The 15,945-nt window shown below is 68.7% G+C and carries 15 protein-coding genes; 8 read left to right on the top strand and 7 right to left on the bottom strand.

The genetic code is table 11. From position 1 onward, the window contains the following. Position 1 precedes the first annotated feature (1 nt). The 6 genes from G3580_RS17085 to G3580_RS17060 all read left to right on the top strand — a co-directional run bounded on the left by G3580_RS17085 (position 2) and on the right by G3580_RS17060 (position 5,802). Positions 2-298 (top strand): cell division protein ZapA, encoded by a 297-nt coding sequence (locus G3580_RS17085; RefSeq protein ID WP_173767535.1) that lies wholly within the window; start codon positions 2-4, stop codon positions 296-298. Positions 299-660: 362 nt separating this feature from the next. Beyond that, complete coding sequence (locus G3580_RS17080; protein ID WP_217424523.1) at positions 661-2,109, top strand: efflux transporter outer membrane subunit; 1,449 nt, start codon at positions 661-663, stop codon at positions 2,107-2,109. Further along, positions 2,106-3,383, top strand: coding sequence for an efflux RND transporter periplasmic adaptor subunit (locus tag G3580_RS17075; RefSeq protein WP_173767533.1), 1,278 nt, complete (start codon positions 2,106-2,108; stop codon positions 3,381-3,383). The genes G3580_RS17080 and G3580_RS17075 overlap by 4 nt, the downstream gene beginning before the upstream one ends. Beyond that, positions 3,380-4,090: an ABC transporter ATP-binding protein gene (locus G3580_RS17070; protein WP_173767531.1), complete on the top strand. Its 711-nt coding sequence runs from the start codon at positions 3,380-3,382 to the stop codon at positions 4,088-4,090. Before G3580_RS17075 ends, G3580_RS17070 begins: the two co-directional genes overlap by 4 nt. After that, positions 4,087-5,295 carry an ABC transporter permease gene (locus G3580_RS17065; protein WP_173767529.1) on the top strand — a complete coding sequence of 403 codons (1,209 nt, stop codon included), beginning with the start codon at positions 4,087-4,089 and terminating at the stop codon, positions 5,293-5,295. Before G3580_RS17070 ends, G3580_RS17065 begins: the two co-directional genes overlap by 4 nt. Positions 5,296-5,421: 126 nt before the next feature. Beyond that, positions 5,422-5,802, top strand: coding sequence for a hypothetical protein (locus G3580_RS17060; protein ID WP_173767527.1), 381 nt, complete (start codon positions 5,422-5,424; stop codon positions 5,800-5,802). 8 nt (positions 5,803-5,810) lie between these two features. On the opposite strand, the gene G3580_RS17055 is transcribed toward G3580_RS17060, so the two are convergent. Beyond that, the gene (locus G3580_RS17055) at positions 5,811-8,675 is read right to left on the bottom strand and encodes a M48 family metallopeptidase (RefSeq protein ID WP_173767525.1); all 2,865 of its coding nucleotides are present in this window, start codon (positions 8,673-8,675) and stop codon (positions 5,811-5,813) included. A 196-nt stretch (positions 8,676-8,871) separates the two neighbouring features. On the opposite strand from G3580_RS17055, the gene G3580_RS17050 reads away from it, so the two are divergent. Both G3580_RS17050 and G3580_RS17045 read left to right on the top strand, forming a co-directional pair. Next, a complete protein-coding gene (locus tag G3580_RS17050; RefSeq protein ID WP_173767523.1) occupies positions 8,872-9,351 on the top strand; it encodes an EVE domain-containing protein in 480 nt (159 codons plus the stop codon). Next, positions 9,341-10,144 (top strand): sulfite exporter TauE/SafE family protein, encoded by an 804-nt coding sequence (locus tag G3580_RS17045; RefSeq protein ID WP_173767522.1) that lies wholly within the window; start codon positions 9,341-9,343, stop codon positions 10,142-10,144. Before G3580_RS17050 ends, G3580_RS17045 begins: the two co-directional genes overlap by 11 nt. 14 nt (positions 10,145-10,158) lie before the next feature. Here the strand turns inward: G3580_RS17045 and G3580_RS17040 are convergent, their stop codons facing one another. From G3580_RS17040 to G3580_RS17015, 6 genes are all read right to left on the bottom strand, one after another. Continuing rightward, a complete protein-coding gene (locus G3580_RS17040) occupies positions 10,159-10,419 on the bottom strand; it encodes an alpha/beta fold hydrolase (protein WP_173767520.1) in 261 nt (86 codons plus the stop codon). Further along, positions 10,407-10,937, bottom strand: coding sequence for an alpha/beta fold hydrolase (locus G3580_RS17035; RefSeq protein ID WP_173767518.1), 531 nt, complete (start codon positions 10,935-10,937; stop codon positions 10,407-10,409). Before G3580_RS17035 ends, G3580_RS17040 begins: the two co-directional genes overlap by 13 nt. Before the next feature lie 138 nt (positions 10,938-11,075). Continuing rightward, complete coding sequence (locus G3580_RS17030; protein ID WP_173767516.1) at positions 11,076-13,046, bottom strand: PhoX family protein; 1,971 nt, start codon at positions 13,044-13,046, stop codon at positions 11,076-11,078. A gap of 176 nt (positions 13,047-13,222) precedes the next feature. Then, the gene (locus G3580_RS17025; protein WP_217424522.1) at positions 13,223-14,308 is read right to left on the bottom strand and encodes a mechanosensitive ion channel family protein; all 1,086 of its coding nucleotides are present in this window, start codon (positions 14,306-14,308) and stop codon (positions 13,223-13,225) included. Positions 14,309-14,375: 67 nt separating this feature from the next. Next, a complete protein-coding gene (locus tag G3580_RS17020; protein WP_173767514.1) occupies positions 14,376-15,158 on the bottom strand; it encodes an enoyl-CoA hydratase/isomerase family protein in 783 nt (260 codons plus the stop codon). A gap of 33 nt (positions 15,159-15,191) precedes the next feature. Continuing rightward, complete coding sequence (locus G3580_RS17015) at positions 15,192-15,863, bottom strand: GntR family transcriptional regulator (RefSeq protein ID WP_173767512.1); 672 nt, start codon at positions 15,861-15,863, stop codon at positions 15,192-15,194. Positions 15,864-15,945: the final 82 nt, after the last annotated feature.

Genomic DNA, 15,945 nt, shown 5'->3' with positions numbered 1-15,945 from the left:
CATGGATACTCTGGACATCACCCTGCTGGGCAAGGAATACCGCGTCGGCTGCCGGCCGGAGGAGCGTGAGGCGCTCGAGGCGGCGGTACGTTTTCTCGAAGAGAAGTTCATCGATCTGGGTGCGAAAACGCAGGCATCCGGCGAGAAACTCGCCGTAATGACGGCGCTCAACGTGGCCCACGAATACTTGCAATTTCAGCGTTCCGGCGGGTTTGACATGCCGGGCTTGAAGCGTAGAATCGATTCCATGAGTTCGCGCCTGGACGAGGTCCTGGCGCAGCAGGAAAAGCTGTTCTGAGGTTGTCGCGAGACAGCCACGATTTATCCCCTGCGGTGTTCGCGTCAGGCCGTAGATTCCTTGGACCAATGTCGCATGACATGGCCGCGGACCGAATCGACGCCGTTGTGCGCACCCCACTGTCGGGCGCGCCTGAAGCGTCTGGAAAGTGGCCAACCTGAACCCTAGGTTCGGGATGCCCGGCCCAGTCGGCATCGGCGGGGGACCTCACAAAAAAAGCGCGGCACATTGCCGCGCTTTTTTCTGTTGGGAGTCGAGAACGCGGGTGCGCTTTACCGGTCTTTACACTCGACTAACCGCGATTAACGCCGCCTGCGGCCATCATCCGGACTGACTCCACCGCGCCCCGCCCGATACCCGCCATGATGCCCGCCCTTCCCCTGCTTCGTCCGCTCGTGCTCGCCGCCGCGCTCGGCATCACCGGCTGCGCCACCGTGGGGCCGGATTACCGGACGCCGGACATGCCCCTGCCCGCGACCTGGCAAGGCGGGGCCGCCACCACCGTCAGCGACGCGCTGGCGCATTGGTGGCAGCACATCGACGACGATCAACTCCAGACCCTGGTGGCCGCGGCGCTGGCCGGCAACCCCGATCTGGCGGCGGCGCAAGCCCGCCTGCGCGCCGCGCGGGCGCAACTGCGTGCCGCCGGCGCCGACCTGGGGCCGACGGTGAGCGCTTCGGGTCAGGCCAGCCGCAGTCGCGGCAGCCGCGACACCGGCAGCTCCGGTCAGGCCCGCGAGCTCTACCAGGCCGGTTTCGACGCTCGCTGGGAGGCGGACCTGTTCGGCGGTCTGCGGCGCTCGCGCGAGGCGGCCCAGGCCGATACCGAGGCCACCGCCTATGCCCTCGCCGATGCGCGCGCCAGCCTGATCGCCGAGGTCGTGAACGACTACGTGCTGTATCGCAGTACGGCGCAGCGCCTGGGCATCGCCCGGGACAACCTGGCCGCCCAGAGCGAGACCCTGCAACTGACCGACTGGCGTGTCCAGGCCGGGCTGGCGACTTCCCTGGTGCTCGAGCAGGCACGCACCAACCGGGCGCAGACGGCCGCCCAGATCCCTGCCCTCGAGACCTCGCTGGCCGGTTACGCCAACGCCCTGTCGGTGCTCGTGGGGCAGCCGGCCGGAGCGCTGCAGGTGCAATTGGGCAGCGACCAGCGCATTCCGCGCATTCCCGATGAGGTGAGCGCCGGGGTGCCGGCCGACCTGCTGCGCCAGCGCGCCGACCTGCGGGCCGCCGAGCGCCAGCTCGCCGCCGCGACCGCGCGCATCGGCGCGGCCCAGGCGCAACGCTACCCCTCGGTCACGCTGACCGGCAGCCTGGGCTTCGAGGCGCTGAGCCTCGGGGCGCTCGGCGGCGCCGAATCGCTGACCCGCTCGCTCGCCGGTGCGATCGGCGCCACCCTGTTCGACGGCGGCCGCCTGGTGGCCCAGGTGGACCTGCAGCAGGCCAACCGTGACGCGGCCCTGGAGGCCTATCGCAAGGCGGTGCTGGTGGCGGTGCAGGACGTGGAAGACGCGCTGGTGGCGGTGCGCAACGGGCAGCGCCGGGTGAGTGCACTGGGCACCGCGGCCGAATCGGCCCGCAATGCGGCGCTGCTGGCGCGCCATCAGTACCAGGCCGGGATCACCGACTACCAGACGGTGCTCGACACCGAACGGACCCGCCTCAACGTGGAAGACACCCAGGCGGCGGCGGTGGCGGATCTGGCCAGCGCGCGCATCCGCCTGCTCAAGGCCCTGGGCGGCGGCTGGGCCGCCGGCAACGATCTCACCCCGACAACGGCTTCCAAGGAAGGAACGGCGTCATGACCGAACAAAGACCCCAGGCCCAGCGCCTGCCCGCGCTCGATCTGGGCCCATCGCACGCACCCGGGCGTGCCCGCTGGATCGGCTGGGTGATCGTGGCCCTGCTGGTGGCCGGCGTGGCCGCATGGTGGCTGTCGGCCGGGTCGGGCAACGGGGTGACGCGCTATCGCACCACCGCGGTGGCGACCAGCGACCTGACGGTGACGGTCTCGGCCACCGGCACCCTGCAGCCCACCAACAAGGTCGATGTGGGCAGCGAACTGTCGGGCATCATCACCCATGTGCTGGTGGAGGACAACGACACGGTGCGGGCCGGGCAGGTGATCGCCCAGCTCGACACCGCGAAGCTCAAGGACGCCATCACCAGTGCCCGTGCGTCCCTGGAATCGGCGCAGGCCGGCGTGCTGCAGGCCGAGGCCACGGTCAGCGAGTCCGCCTCTAACCTGGCGCGCCTGCAGGAAGTGGCGCGCCTGTCGGGCGGCAAGGTGCCCTCCCGGGCGGAGCTGGACACGGGGCGGGCCGCCCTGGCGCGCGCCCGCGCCGATCTGGCGGCGGCGAAGGCCACGGTCACCGAGCGCCGCGCGACCCTCAGCACCGCCGAGACCAACCTCGCCAAGGCGGCCATCAAGTCGCCCATCAACGGCGTGGTGCTCTCCCGTGACGTGGAACCGGGCCAGACCGTGGCCGCGTCGCTGCAGGCGCCGGTGCTGTTCACCCTGGCGGAGGATCTGGCGCAGATGGAATTGCAGGTGAACGTGGACGAGGCCGACGTGGGCCAGGTGGCCGAGGGCCAGCAGGCCACCTTCTCCGTGGATGCCTATCCGAACCGCCGCTACCCGGCGCAGATCACGCGGGTGAGCTACGGGGCCCAGACCACCGACAACGTGGTGTCCTACCTGACCACCCTCAAGGTGGACAACGACGATCTCTCCCTGCGGCCGGGCATGACCGCCACCGCGGAGATCGTGACCACCACCAAGACGCACGTGCTGGTGGTGCCCAACGCGGCGCTGCGTTTCACGCCGCCGACCACCACCCGGGAGAGCGGCTCGGTGGTCAGCCGCCTGATGCCGCGGCCGCCGCGGCCGCGCGAAGCCAAGACCGTGAAGCCGGCCGACGGCAGCACCGCGCGCCAGGTGTGGGTGCTGCGCGACAACGTCCCGGTCGCGGTGCCGGTGACCATCGGCGTGACCGACGGACGCGTGACCGAGATCGTCGGCGGTGCGCTCAAGGCGGGCGAGGCGGTCATCACCGACACCCTGAGCGCGAGCCGATGAGTGCGCCCGTGCCGCTGATCGCACTGGAGGGCGTGACCAAGACCTACGGTCAGGGGCACGCGGCCTTCCAGGCCCTGCGCGGGGTGGACCTGCGCATCGACGAGGGCGAGTTCGTGGCGGTGATGGGGCCGAGCGGTTCGGGCAAGTCCACGGTGATGAACATCCTCGGCTGCCTCGACACGCCCACCACCGGCAGCTATCGCTTCCTGGGCACCGCGGTGGAGCGGCTCGATCGCAACCAGCGCGCGATGCTGCGGCGAAACTACCTGGGTTTCGTGTTCCAGGGCTTCAACCTGCTGGCGCGCACCTCGGCGCTGGAGAACGTGGAGCTGCCGCTGTTGTATCGCGGCGAGCCGGCGCGCACGCGCCATGTGCATGCGCACGAGGCGCTCGAACTGGTGGGACTGACCGAGTGGGCCCATCACACCCCGGCGGAACTGTCGGGTGGCCAGCAGCAGCGGGTGGCCATCGCCCGCGCCATCGTCACCCGGCCCTCGGTGCTGCTCGCCGACGAGCCGACCGGCAATCTGGACACCCAGCGCAGCCACGAGATCATGGCGCTGATCCGCGAGCTCAACGAGACGCGCGGCATCACCGTGCTCATGGTCACCCATGAGCCCGACATGGCCGCCTTCGCGTCCCGGCAGGTGCATTTCGTCGACGGGCGCGTCGATAGCGACAGCGCCGCGGTGGAGGCGGGGGCATGATCGGCAACACCCTGCTGCTGGCGCTGCGCGAGATCCGCCGCAACCTGCTGCGCTCCTTCCTGACCGTGCTGGGTATCGTCATCGGGGTGTCCGCGGTGATCACCATGGTCACCCTGGGCAACGGTGCCACGCGGGCGATCTCCGACCAGATCTCGGCCATGGGCAGCAACCTGCTCATTCTGCGCCCGGGCCAGCGCCTCGGGCCGGGCAGCTCCGCGGCGGGCGCGGCGCCGTTCAAGGTCGAACTGGTGGACACCATCCGCAGCCAGCTCGGCGGCATCCAGGCGGTGGCGCCGCGGGTGAACAAGGGCGTGACCGTGGTGGTGGGCAACAACAACTGGTCCACCACGGTGACCGGCACCACCAACGACTACTTCATCGCCGGCAACTGGACGCTGGCGGACGGGCGCGAGTTCACCCCCACCGAGCTGCGCGCCGGCCGCGCGGTGTGCATCGTCGGCAACACCATCCGCCGCGAGCTGTTCGGCGGTGGCGACCCGATCGGCGAGCGCATCCGCATCAAGCAGTTCGCCTGCGAGGTGATCGGCGTGCTCGGCGAGAAGGGCCAGTCGGCCTTCGGCTCCGACCAGGACGACACCATCGTGATGCCGCTGCGCACGGTGCAGCGCCGGCTCTCCGGCAGCACCGACGTGAGCAGCCTGCTGGTGTCGGTGGACGACGGGGTGTCCACCACCCGGGTCAAGGCCCAGCTCGAGGCGCTGATGCGCGAGCTGCGCCACATCGGCGACGGCGAGGACGACGACTTCAGCGTGCTCGACACCAAGCAGATCGCCCAGACCCTGTCGAGCACTACCCAGGTGATGACCGCACTGCTCGGCGCGGTGGCGGCGGTGAGCCTGCTGGTGGGCGGCATCGGCATCATGAACATCATGCTGGTGTCGGTGACCGAGCGCACCCGCGAGATCGGCATCCGCCTGGCCATCGGCGCCATGGAGCGCGAAGTGCTGCTGCAATTTCTCATCGAGGCGGTGGTGCTCGCCTGCCTGGGCGGGCTGACCGGAGTGGTGCTGGCGACGCTGGCCTCCGTGGGCCTGGCCTCGCTCATGGGCCTGCCCTACCTGTTCGATCCGGGCATCAACCTGCTGTCCTTCGGCTTTTCCGCCCTCATCGGCGTGGTGTTCGGCTTCTTCCCGGCCCGCCGGGCGGCCCGTCTGGATCCGATCGATGCCTTGCGCCATGAGTAGCGTCGGCGCCCGGATCTGCCGGAGGCGTGCATTTTTTCTGATGCCGATCACCTGCGCGCCCGGCTGCGGATGTTACGGTAAGCGGATCGGGCGCGCCCTCCGCGCCATGTTGCCGGGAGTCCGCGCATGAACACCGCTTTCGTCATGGTCATCCTGACCCTGCTCGCCGATGGCCAGCTGTCGGCTGCTTTCGTGAACACCCCCACCCAGGCCCAGTGCGAGCAGCGCGCCGTCGCCGTGGGCGCCATCCTCAAAAAAGGCGGTGCCAACGTCCAGCAGATCCGCTGCATCCCGTCGGAGCTGCAGTTCACCCGCTTCTCCCACGCCAACGCGGGCACGGCACCACGCCATGCCTACGTGCTGGCGCTGGGCGCGCACGCGCTCGGGTTGACCCCGGTCGATGACGTTGCCGCCTGCCGTGCCGGTTCGGCGCAACGGCCGGTGCCGGAGGGCGCGACGCGCTACTGCGTGACCTCGACCCAGACGCCGTTGCCGGCTGGATCGTAAGCCGGCCATCAGTGATCGAGCCGTTCCGCCAGCGTCCGCCAGGCGGTTGCCGTGGCCGATCCCGGAGTGTCCCAGCGCAGATGGGCGCGAACCAGGTCGCGGCGGGTCTGATCGGTTGCGACCGCCCCGAGCGTCTGTTCGGGCGTGACCCCGGCGTCGACGCCCGAGAGCACGGTGCGCATGCCCCCTTGGCCCGAACTCTTGATCGACTTGGGCGGCTCGGCGAAGTAGATGTCCGCGTGGGCCGTCGTCCACCGCGGTGCCCCCAGCCGGCTCGGGGTCCGCTCGGCCACATTGCCGTACACCGCGGTCCACTGGATCAAGGGGCTGCCCGAGGCGATGTTGTAGATGTAGTGCTGACGCCGTCCGCTCAGGGTCGGGTGGAACTGTTCGACCAGATCGCCGCCGGCGGTGTGCGCCGAGATGCGCGATTGCTCGTCGATGCTCACATCGGCATGGCCGGCCGAATAGGGGGCGACGGTGGCGATGCGGGTGCCGTCCACCTCGACCGTCATGACCTGGTTGAAGCCGTTGTAGATGCTCAGCGGCGAGGTGAAGGTGGTCAGATGGCTGAAGCCGAGCACGCCGCCGACGATGGCGACGGCCACCACCAGACGCGCCGTGGCCGGCAGCCAGCCATCCGCCAGCTGGAAGCGGTCCCACAGCCCCAGTCGGGTCTGGCGCTTGCGCTCCTCGCCTTCGAGGAGCCGGGCGTAGTGTTCCGGGACCGTGCTGGGTGTCGGGGCCTCGCCCGGCGTCGTCCCGTCGCGCGAGTGCTCGGCCACCTGCTGCTCGGTGTGCAGCAACTGCTCGAGGCAGGCGTTGCACAGGGCGGACAGTGGCCCGCCGAGGGCACCGACCCAGCCGTCGATTGCGTTCATCCAGTCGTTGATGTTCTTCTTGTCCGCCGGTGGCAGCTCGAAGTCGCCGGCCGCCTCGCTCAAGGACGTGGTGCCCAGGGCCGCCTGCAGGGTCGAATCCAGCGTGACCCCTCGGATCGAGGCGTGCAGGTCGGCCATCACCGCGTGCAGCGCGTTCGCCGTCTTGAGGAGACGTTTCAGTTCGCGTCGGCTCACCTTGCCGTCGGCCGTCACCACGGCGACCACGTTGCCCAACAGACCGTGGGCATCCTCGAGATTGGCGAGGCTGTGTTCGGCGAAGTGTTGCACCTCGATGAGCCCGATCAGGTAGCGGCGCCATGCCGGTGCGATCTGCTCAGCCGCGGCCAGGTGGGCGGCGCGGCAGCGGCGGTCGTGAGCGAGGATGCGTGCCTGGATCTTCTCGATTTCATCGCCGACCTTGCCGATCGCGGCCGGCAGGTCGCGGCGGCGGATGGCGCGCCCGCGGAAACGGATCTGCTTGTCGCGGGTCTTGAGGACGCGTGCATGCAACCCCTCGAGTAGTTGCTTCTCCTCCTTGAGTTCCTTGAGCTGTTGAAGGTCGGTGGAGAGCTGGTGCGGGTACAGCGCCTGCAGCGCCTCGGCGATGTCGGTGTGGGAGAGCGTGTCCCGGTACAGCTCGGCCGGCTCGTGGACGTGGCGGGTCAGGCTGCGGCCGAGGTAGGCGCCGCGGTAGCGGGCCTCGTAGCGGATGCGTGCGTAGCCCTCGTCCAGTCGCTGCAGCGTCTCCTCCCGGCTGGCGGTCTCGCCTTCGGCGTGGCCCATCAGATGGTCATGGATGCGGGCTTTGACCGCGTCGGCGTCCGCGAACAGGGCCCAGGCGCTGCGCGCATCGTGCGGGGCGGACAGGTAGTGGGCCTTGGCGTTGCGTTCCCGATCGGCATTGGCCGGGTGGGTGGACCACATCTGCGGCGGTTGGGCGAAAGCGTTCCTGAACACCCGATAGGACGCCGCCCGGGGCGTGGCGGCCTGCGGGATGCGGCCATGGTCCGGATCGTCCAGGATCTGGCCCATGCGCTCGACGATGCGGGTCTGCACGGCGAACAGGTCGGCCGGCTTGCGCTTGTCCGCCAGCATGCCGTTGGCGAACTGCAGGGTCCGATCCCAGGCGTCGTCAGCCGCCTGCAGTTTGTGCAGGGCGTGGATCAGCTCGTCGCTGCCGGTGAGGGCGACGGCGACCAGGTCCGCCTGGAATTCCATCTGTCGCGACAGGGCGCGCTGGGCCAGCACCACACCGGTGAATACCGTGTCCATGAGCGAGCGGATGGACCAGACGATGAGCGACAGTACCCAGCCGATCCAGGCAATCCGGATATCGACCCGTGACAGTCCGCTGAGGAATTTGTCGAGGATGTCGCGCTTGGCGATCACCTGGCCGGCGATCTGCTGCGCGATGTAGACCCAGGTGCCGATGGCCATGGAGCGCTGGGCGAAGTGACCGAATTCGTGCGCCAGCACCGCCTTGAGCTCGCTGAGGGTGAGGCTGTTGATCAGCGGCAGGCCGATTTCCAGATTCTTTCTGGAGGGGAACAGCAGGTTGAGGATGGACAGGTCGTAGAACACCGCCGCGTTGACCCGTGCCGACAGGAACACCCGGTGCGGACGGGGCGCGCCGGCCTCGTCCGCGAGCCGGTTGAGGAAGGCGAAGACCTGGGGCTGGTCCTGCGCCGTGATCTCGACGTCCTCGCTGTCGCCCCCCTTCTTGACGAAGAAGACGGCCTTGAACATGAAGATCGACAGGAACGCCGCGCAGCCGCCGACGATGCCCTGGAACAGTGGATCGTCGGCGCCCGCGGCCACCTCGCGCAGGGTGGACCCGGCCACCCAGGCGAACCAGCCCGCCAGGGCGACATAGAGCACCACGAACAGCAGCAGGCTCATCACGGCCAGCCAGGCGTGGCGTTTGTAGCGGCCGGTGGCCTGGGTGAGCGAGGCCGGGGCGTCCTGGGGGCCGGCGGGGTAGAGAGTGTCCATGGGCATGCTCGGAGACGGGGGGTGGGAATCGGGCTGTTGTCGTTAGCGCGATAGCATAACCGGATGTCGTGACGAAACGGCGTGCCATGGGGCCCGTCGTACCGGCGGGTGTGACGCATGTCTCGTGTCGGGACGCATGCGCCGATGCCGGGCCGCGCTGGTAAAGTAGCGGCCTGACCGCAACTGGGGATCGATCGTGCGCTACTGGCTGATGAAGTCCGAACCGGACGACTGTTCCATCGACGACCTGGCGGCCATGCCCGGGCAGACGGTGGCCTGGTACGGGGTGCGCAACTACCAGGCGCGCAACTTCATGATGCGTCAGATGCGTCCCGGCGACCGCCTGTTCTTCTATCATTCGAGCTGCCCGCAGCCGGGCATCGCGGGGATCGCCGAAGTGGCCTCCAGTGCCTATCCGGACGAGACCCAGTTCGATCCGGCCAGCCGCTTTTACGACCCCAAGGCCACCCGCGAGCAACCACGCTGGTTCAACGTGGACGTGAAGTTCGTGGCCAAGACGCGCCTGGTGGGTTTGCCCGAATTGCGCGAACACGCGGCGCTGGAGAACATGCGCGTCCTGGCGAAGGGCAATCGGCTGTCGATCACGCCCGTCGACCCGGACGAATGGACCTACATCGTCGAACAGTTACTGGAACGCAAGACCGATGAATTTTGATGTGTGGTGGCTGGCCTATCCGTTGCTGGGGGCTTTCGTGGGATTCTTCGCCGGCCTGCTCGGCGTGGGCGGCGGCGGCATCATGGTGCCGTCCCTGACCACGCTGTTCATCGCCCAGGGCTTCCCCGACGACAAGGTGGTCCATCTCGCCCTCGGGACCTCCATGGCGAGCATCGTGCTGACCTCGATCTCGAGCATGCGCGCGCATCATGCCCACGGCGCCGTGCGCTGGGACGCGGTCAAGCTGATGACGCCGGCCATCCTCGTCGGCACCTACGGCGCCACCTTCATCGCCGCCCACATCGATTCGAAGTCGCTGGCGATCTTCTTTGCCTGCTTCATGGCCTACGTGTCGGTGCAGATGCTCCTGAACATCAAGCCCAAGGCCCATCGCGAGTTGCCCGGCTCGACCGGCATGAGTCTCGCGGGGCTGATCATCGGCGGCATTTCCGCCCTGGTGGCGATCGGCGGCGGGTCGCTCACGGTGCCGTTCCTGACCTGGTGCAATGTCCGCGTGCAGCATGCCATCGGCACCTCCGCCGCGGTCGGCCTGCCGATCGCGATCGCCGGCACCATCGGCTATCTGAGCAACGGCTGGGGCGAGGCGGGGATGCCGCCGTATACCGCTGGCTACATCTATCTGCCGGCCTTCGTGCTCATGCTCGTCAGTGTCGCTACCGCGCCGCTGGGTGCGAAGCTGGCGCACCGGCTGCCGGTCGGCGTGCTCAAGAAGGTCTTTGCCGGGGTGCTCGTGCTCCTGTGCATCAAGATGCTGCACAGCGTGCTGCGCTGAGCCGGACGGCGCCGTCAGCGCGGTTCGCGCAGGATCTCGAGGCAGGCCTCCGGGTGCGTCGTCACCATGAAGTGGCTCGCCCCGTCGATTTCGTGGCAGGTGCTGTCGGGCAGGGCGCCGTGCAGGTGGCGCACGATGGCGTGGGCGACGTCGTTGGAGCGGGTGCCGCAGACGAGGTCGGTGGGGCAGTGCAGGGCGCGCAGATCGTCCAGGTGCGTGGCGATCGACGCGCACAGCGCCCAGTGGCGCAGGTTGTCGCGCGTCAGGCGCGCCATGGCGTCCTTGATCTCCTCCGGCAGCGGCGCGAAGCTGCCGGCGCCCCCCAGAAGTCGAGCACCTGACCGCAGGCATGGGTCACACCGGCGGCGGCATCCTGCCGGTAGCGGTCGACGAACGCCGTCACCCGCGCGGCCATGTCCGCGTCGCCGGCGGCATCGAGCACCCACACGGCGACGGGCTCGAACAGCGTGAGCCGGCGTACCGGCAGCGTGCCGCGCAGCGCCATGGCGAGCGCGACCATGCCCCCATAGGAATGTCCGACCAGATGCACCGGCCGGTCGGTGATGTCACGGACCGCGGCGTCGATCCGATCGAGCTCGGTGTCGATGGTCGGTGCGTCGTAATCATCGGGGGCGGGCGCGGTGCCGTGACCGGGCAGCTTGAACAGGATGCACTGGTGATCGCGGGCGAGCGTGTCGACCATCTTGCGCCAGGTGGACGTGGTGGCGAAGGAGCCGTGGATGAAGACGATGGGTTCGCCCGTGCCGAGGATGTCGGTGTGAAGTGCTGTCATGCCGAGATGCTGCCCGTGCCGCTGCGGTGTCGAGAGGCGACAAGTCTAGCCGATCGGCAGGCATGAGACGGGTCGTAGACGAAAAGACGCCCGGGAGGCGCAGCTGCGCCTCCCGGGCGTCCGGACGGCGAAGGCCGATCAGCGGTGGCCGTGTTCGTCGCGTTCGCCGTGCTCGCCACGGTGACGACGCTCGTCGCCCACGCGACCGGCGAGGGTCAGGTAACCCACGGCGGCGCTCTTCTTGCCGTTGTAGTTGGCAGCGATCAGCGGCTCGAGCGTGGCCTTGGCCTCGGCGGAGAGGCTGCCGGTCCAGTCGCCCGGGTGCTGGAAGTTGCTCATGATGTAGCTGAAGCCGTTGAGGTCGTCGACCGCCTGCAGGCCGGTGGATTCGGCGCCGGCCGGGCAGGACAGCAGGCGCGAGAGCTTGCCGGTGTCGACGTTGTACGCCCACAGGAAGTTGTTGACGTGCATGCCGCTGTCTTCGCCGATGAACAGGGTGCGCATGGCCTCGGAGTACTTGAGGTTGTCCGGGTTGGCGATCTTGTCGGCGAGCGCCTCGTTGCCGATGGCGTCCGGGGTGGCGAGGTCCTCGCCGGCCAGGCCCGCGGGCACGGACATGTGGGTGGAGACCCAGTCGCTGTGGATGCGGTGGCCGTCGGTGTCGTGCTGGTGGCCCTTGAGCACATGCTCGTAGACCGCGCCGGCGACCGGGCCTTCGACCTGGATGTCGGTGCTGCCGTCGGTCATGGACTTGTAGATGTACGACATGGCCGAGTAGGCGCGCTTGTCGGCGGCGTTGACCGTGGTGCCTTCCATCTTGGTGAAGCCCATGGAGGCGCCGACCAGGGCGGCGTAGCGGTGGGTCTCGAGGAAGGCGGCGGCCTTCTCCATGCCCGGCATCAGCTTGACCCAGTTCTTCTTGCCGCCGTAGTGGATCAGGGTGTAGTCGGGGTCGGCCGGGTCGGACTTCTTCACATCCATGATGTCGGCGGCGGTGATGCCGCTGTCGACCAGACCCTTGATTTCGTCGCTGGTGGCGTGGCCGAGACGGATCCAGGAGATGTCGCCCGCGCCCGGACCGACGCTCGAGGTCTGGGTCCACTTGGCGACGTAGAGCGTGCCGGCGGACAGGTCGCGACGGTGGTCGGCGACGAACATGAACAGGCCGCCGTTGGTGGCGTCATCCCCCATCAGCACGGTGCGCTCGTCGGGCATGACCTGCACCAGTTCGTGCGAGATGCGGCCGACGCAGTAGTGCTTCTTGATGCTGCCGGTGCCGTCCGGATGCACCGTCACTTCGGGCAGATGGCCGTAGTCGTAGGGGTTGGCCTTGTCGGCGTCGCCGAACAGGTTCTGGCTGAAGGCCTTGAGCTGGCTGTTGCTGGCCACGGTCGCGTCCGGCTCGTATTCCTCGCTGGACAGGTGGGTGTTCCACGGCGAGCGGCTGGCGCCACAGGTGATCCACAGGCCACGGGCCGGGGCGGTGTCCACGTTGTGATAGCTCACCAGGCTCAGCTGGCCGGTGCGCTTGTCCTGGTCGAGGGTGAGCACGGCGATCGGGGAGGGCAGCTTGCCGTACATGGAATCGCCGGCGCCGTTCTCCGAGGTGTATTCGAACTGGACCACGGCGAACAGGCGGTTGCAGCCGCGGCGATGGGAGCGGGCGCGGCGCACTTCGAGCAGCGACATGCCGTCCGGGCAGTCGGAGAAGAACTGGGGCTGGCCGGCGGCCGTGGTGTCGATGATCGGGTTGCCGTCGATGTCGAAGTAGCTGCCGGCGATGATGGTGCCGCCGCCGGTGGCCGGGACGGTTTCACCGGTCAGGAAGAAGGTTTCGTAACCCAGGTTGTAGGTCACGCTGTGACGGCCGATGCTGCGGGTCAGCGTCGAGGCGACGTAGGTGGTGGCCATCTGGGCCGGATCGGCCAGGCTCGGGGCGGCCATGCCGCCGAACTCGTAGCGCATGCCGAGGCCGTGCGCGCCACCGGCGTTGCCGTGGGCTTCGGCGGTCATGGGGAGCGCGGCCAGCGACGAGGCGAGCGGCAGCATCGGGGTGCCACCGAGCATCTGCAGGGTGCGGCGACGGGACAGCGAGACGGAATCGGACATCGAGAATCTCCATTGGATGAGCATGCGAACCGCACGTCGGGGTGCGGGCATTGGGGCGGAGACACGCTAGCAAGCGCCGGTGACACATCGGTGATGCCAAGATGTCGTTCACATGACGGCGCCGTAGTCCGAAAGGCTCATGTCATGATGCTGGAATGAGGGGTGTGGCTGCGCCGTTATGCCGATGGGGTGGTGCCCGCGAGGCGCTCGGGCACGCTCGCCAGATGGACCGTCTGTGTCGGGAAGGCGAAGCCGATGTCGCGGTCGGCAAAGCGGCGCACGAGGGCCAGGTTGATCTCCTGTTGCACGTCCATGTAGCGCAGGTAGTCGGCGGTGAGCACGTAGTACACCACCTCGAAGTCCAGCGACGAGGCGCCGAAACTCTGGAAATGGGCGCGGTCGAAGCGGGTGTCCTCGGTCTGCTCGACGATCTCGCGCACCAGGGCGGGAATGTTCGCCAGGGTGTCCGCCGGGGTGTCGTAGAGCACGCCGAAGTGGAACACCACCCGGCGCTCCTGCAGGCGCTTGTAGTTGTGGATGCGGCTGCCCAGCAGGTCGCCGTTGGCCACCACGATCTGCTCGCCCGACAGGGCGCGGATGCGGGTGGTCTTGAGGCCCACGTGCTCGACCGTGCCCACCACCTCGCCGACGACGATGAAGTCGCCGATCACGAAGGGCTTGTCGAGGGCGATGGAGAGCGAGGCGAACAGGTCGCCGAGGATGTTCTGCACCGCCAGCGCGACGGCCACGCCGCCCACCCCCAGGGAGGCGACCAGGGTGGTGACGTTGAAGCCGAACTGGTCCAGCACCAGGATGAGCACGATGGACCACAGGGTGAGGCGGATGATGAAGCCGGCCACCGCCAGGGCGGTGGCGCTGGCGCCGTCGTCGCTCGCTTCGCGCGCCTCGATGCGCCGGCGCAGGACGAGGCCGACGCCGTGGCTGGTCCACAGCCCGAGCTGGAGGAAGATCAGCGCCATCACCGCCTGCCCGAGGCGCGTGGTCACCGGTTCGGACAGGGCCAGGCTCTGCAGCCCGAGCATCAGCGACACCAGGGCGAGCACCCAGGTCTGGGTCTGCCCGAGCACATCGACCAGCAGGTCGTCCCAGCCCAGGGCGGTGCGTTCGGCCAGGCGGCGCAGGCGCGAGCGCACGAGGCCGCGCAGGCTCACGAGCACGAAGAAGCTGAGAGCGACGATGGCGGCGGCCATCGCCAGGGTTTCGAAGGTGTTGTGGTCGAGCAGGTCGGTGAGGGTTTTCATCTCGGGGAACGGTTGCCGGTTTCAGATGGGAACGAATCCCGCCCGCCAGGTTCCGCCGCGCCGGCCCTCAGCGCCCCTTGAAGCGCGGTTTGCGCTTGTCGAAGAAGGCGGCCATGCCCTCCTGGTAGTCCTCGGTGGCGAGGAAGTCGAAGGCGGCGCGTTTCTCCGCCTCCGACAGGGGGGTGTCATGCATGAGCCGGTGCACCCAGTGCTTGTGCCAGCGGGCCACCAGGGGCGCGCCGGCGCAGATGCGCCGTGCCGAGGCCAGGGCCTCGTCGAAGACCGCGTCGTCGTCGACCAGGCGGGTCAGCAGGCCCTTGGAGAGGGCTTCGTCGGCGTTCAGGATACGCCCCTCGAGCAGGATTTCCAGCACCACCGCGGGGCCGACCACCTCAAGCAGGCCCGCCATCTCGCGCGGATACATGGAAAAACCGAGCTTGTTGATGGGGGCGCCGAAGCGGCTGCCGCGCCCGGCGATGCGCAGGTCACAACAGCCGGCGATCTCCAGCCCGCCGCCGACGCAGGCGCCGCGAATGGCGGCGATGGTGGGCACCGGGCACTGGCGGATGGCGTCCAGCGCGGTGGCGACCCAGGCTTCGTGGTAGTGCAGCGCGTCGTCCACGGTGGCGCGCACGCTGAGGAATTCCTCGATGTCGCCGCCGGCGGCGAAGGCGTCGTCGCCGGCACCGCGCAGGATCACGCAGCGGACGGTGTCGTCGTCCGACACGGCCTGCACATGCGCATGGAGCGCCTGCCACATGGCCGAGTCGATGGCGTTGAGCTTGCCCGGGTTGTCCAGGGTGATGGTGGCGACGGCGTCGTCACATCGCAGCTGTACGTGTCCGGCCATGGCGCGGGTATCGAGGATTGTGGCCGCGGCGGCTCAGGCCGCTTCGGTCCGGGCGGCGGCGATACGGGCGAGCGCCCGGCGACCGCTGCGGATGTGGGTGCGCATGGCCTGTTCGGCGCCGTCGGCGTCGCGCGCCAGCATGGCCTTGAGGATGTCGCGGTGTTCGGCGAGCGACTGCTCGAGGCGGCCTTCGCTGAACAGCGAATGGTGGCGCGAGAGCTTGATGACCTTGCGCAGGTCCTCGATCACCTGCTGCAGCCAGCGATTGTCGGCGACGGCCTGAACCTGCTGGTGGAAGGCCTGGTTGGCCTCGAAGAAGCCGTTGATGTCGTTGCGTGCCGCCGCCGATTCGAGGGCGTCGTGCAATTGCTTGAAGCGCGCCAGGTCGGCGTCCCGGGCGCGGGTGGTGGCCTCGCGCGCGCACTGGCCTTCGAGCAATGCGATGACGGTGAAGATCTCGTCCAGATCGCGTTCGGAAATTTCGGTCACGTAGCAGCCGCGGCGCGGCTTGAGCGTGACCAGCCCCTCGGAGGCGAGCACCTTGAGGGCCTCGCGCAGCGGTGTGCGGGAGATGCCGTACTGCTCGGCGATGGCCTGTTCGTCGACCCAGGCGCCGGGCTTGAGCTCATGGGAGAAAATGCGCTCGCGCAATCGTTCGGCCACTTCCTGGTAGAGCGCCAGCGGTGCGATGCGGGATGCGTTCATTGTCTGCGTGATCTCCTGAAGGTCGGGGCCGGTGGGGCCGGTGGGGCCGTGGAGGGCCGGCCGGGCCGCATGCAAGAGCGGA

It is taken from the genome of Nitrogeniibacter mangrovi (genome assembly GCF_010983895.1).
In the GTDB taxonomy this organism is placed as follows: domain Bacteria; phylum Pseudomonadota; class Gammaproteobacteria; order Burkholderiales; family Rhodocyclaceae; genus Nitrogeniibacter; species Nitrogeniibacter mangrovi.
Note: the sequence above shows the minus strand (reverse complement) of the source record. Positions and strands in the feature narration are given on the sequence as shown.

Coding starts and splice junctions, on each gene's coding strand:
- G3580_RS17055 (WP_173767525.1), bottom strand. CDS start 8,675: ATGGACACTCTCTACCCCGCCGGCCCCCAGGACGCCCCGGCCTCGCTC.
- G3580_RS17045 (WP_173767522.1), top strand. CDS start 9,341: ATGAATTTTGATGTGTGGTGGCTGGCCTATCCGTTGCTGGGGGCTTTC.
- G3580_RS17035 (WP_173767518.1), bottom strand. CDS start 10,937: ATGACAGCACTTCACACCGACATCCTCGGCACGGGCGAACCCATCGTC.
- G3580_RS17060 (WP_173767527.1), top strand. CDS start 5,422: ATGAACACCGCTTTCGTCATGGTCATCCTGACCCTGCTCGCCGATGGC.
- G3580_RS17030 (WP_173767516.1), bottom strand. CDS start 13,046: ATGTCCGATTCCGTCTCGCTGTCCCGTCGCCGCACCCTGCAGATGCTC.
- G3580_RS17070 (WP_173767531.1), top strand. CDS start 3,380: ATGAGTGCGCCCGTGCCGCTGATCGCACTGGAGGGCGTGACCAAGACC.
- G3580_RS17025 (WP_217424522.1), bottom strand. CDS start 14,308: ATGAAAACCCTCACCGACCTGCTCGACCACAACACCTTCGAAACCCTG.
- G3580_RS17085 (WP_173767535.1), top strand. CDS start 2: ATGGATACTCTGGACATCACCCTGCTGGGCAAGGAATACCGCGTCGGC.
- G3580_RS17015 (WP_173767512.1), bottom strand. CDS start 15,863: ATGAACGCATCCCGCATCGCACCGCTGGCGCTCTACCAGGAAGTGGCC.
- G3580_RS17020 (WP_173767514.1), bottom strand. CDS start 15,158: ATGGCCGGACACGTACAGCTGCGATGTGACGACGCCGTCGCCACCATC.
- G3580_RS17075 (WP_173767533.1), top strand. CDS start 2,106: ATGACCGAACAAAGACCCCAGGCCCAGCGCCTGCCCGCGCTCGATCTG.
- G3580_RS17040 (WP_173767520.1), bottom strand. CDS start 10,419: ATGGCGCGCCTGACGCGCGACAACCTGCGCCACTGGGCGCTGTGCGCG.
- G3580_RS17080 (WP_217424523.1), top strand. CDS start 661: ATGATGCCCGCCCTTCCCCTGCTTCGTCCGCTCGTGCTCGCCGCCGCG.
- G3580_RS17065 (WP_173767529.1), top strand. CDS start 4,087: ATGATCGGCAACACCCTGCTGCTGGCGCTGCGCGAGATCCGCCGCAAC.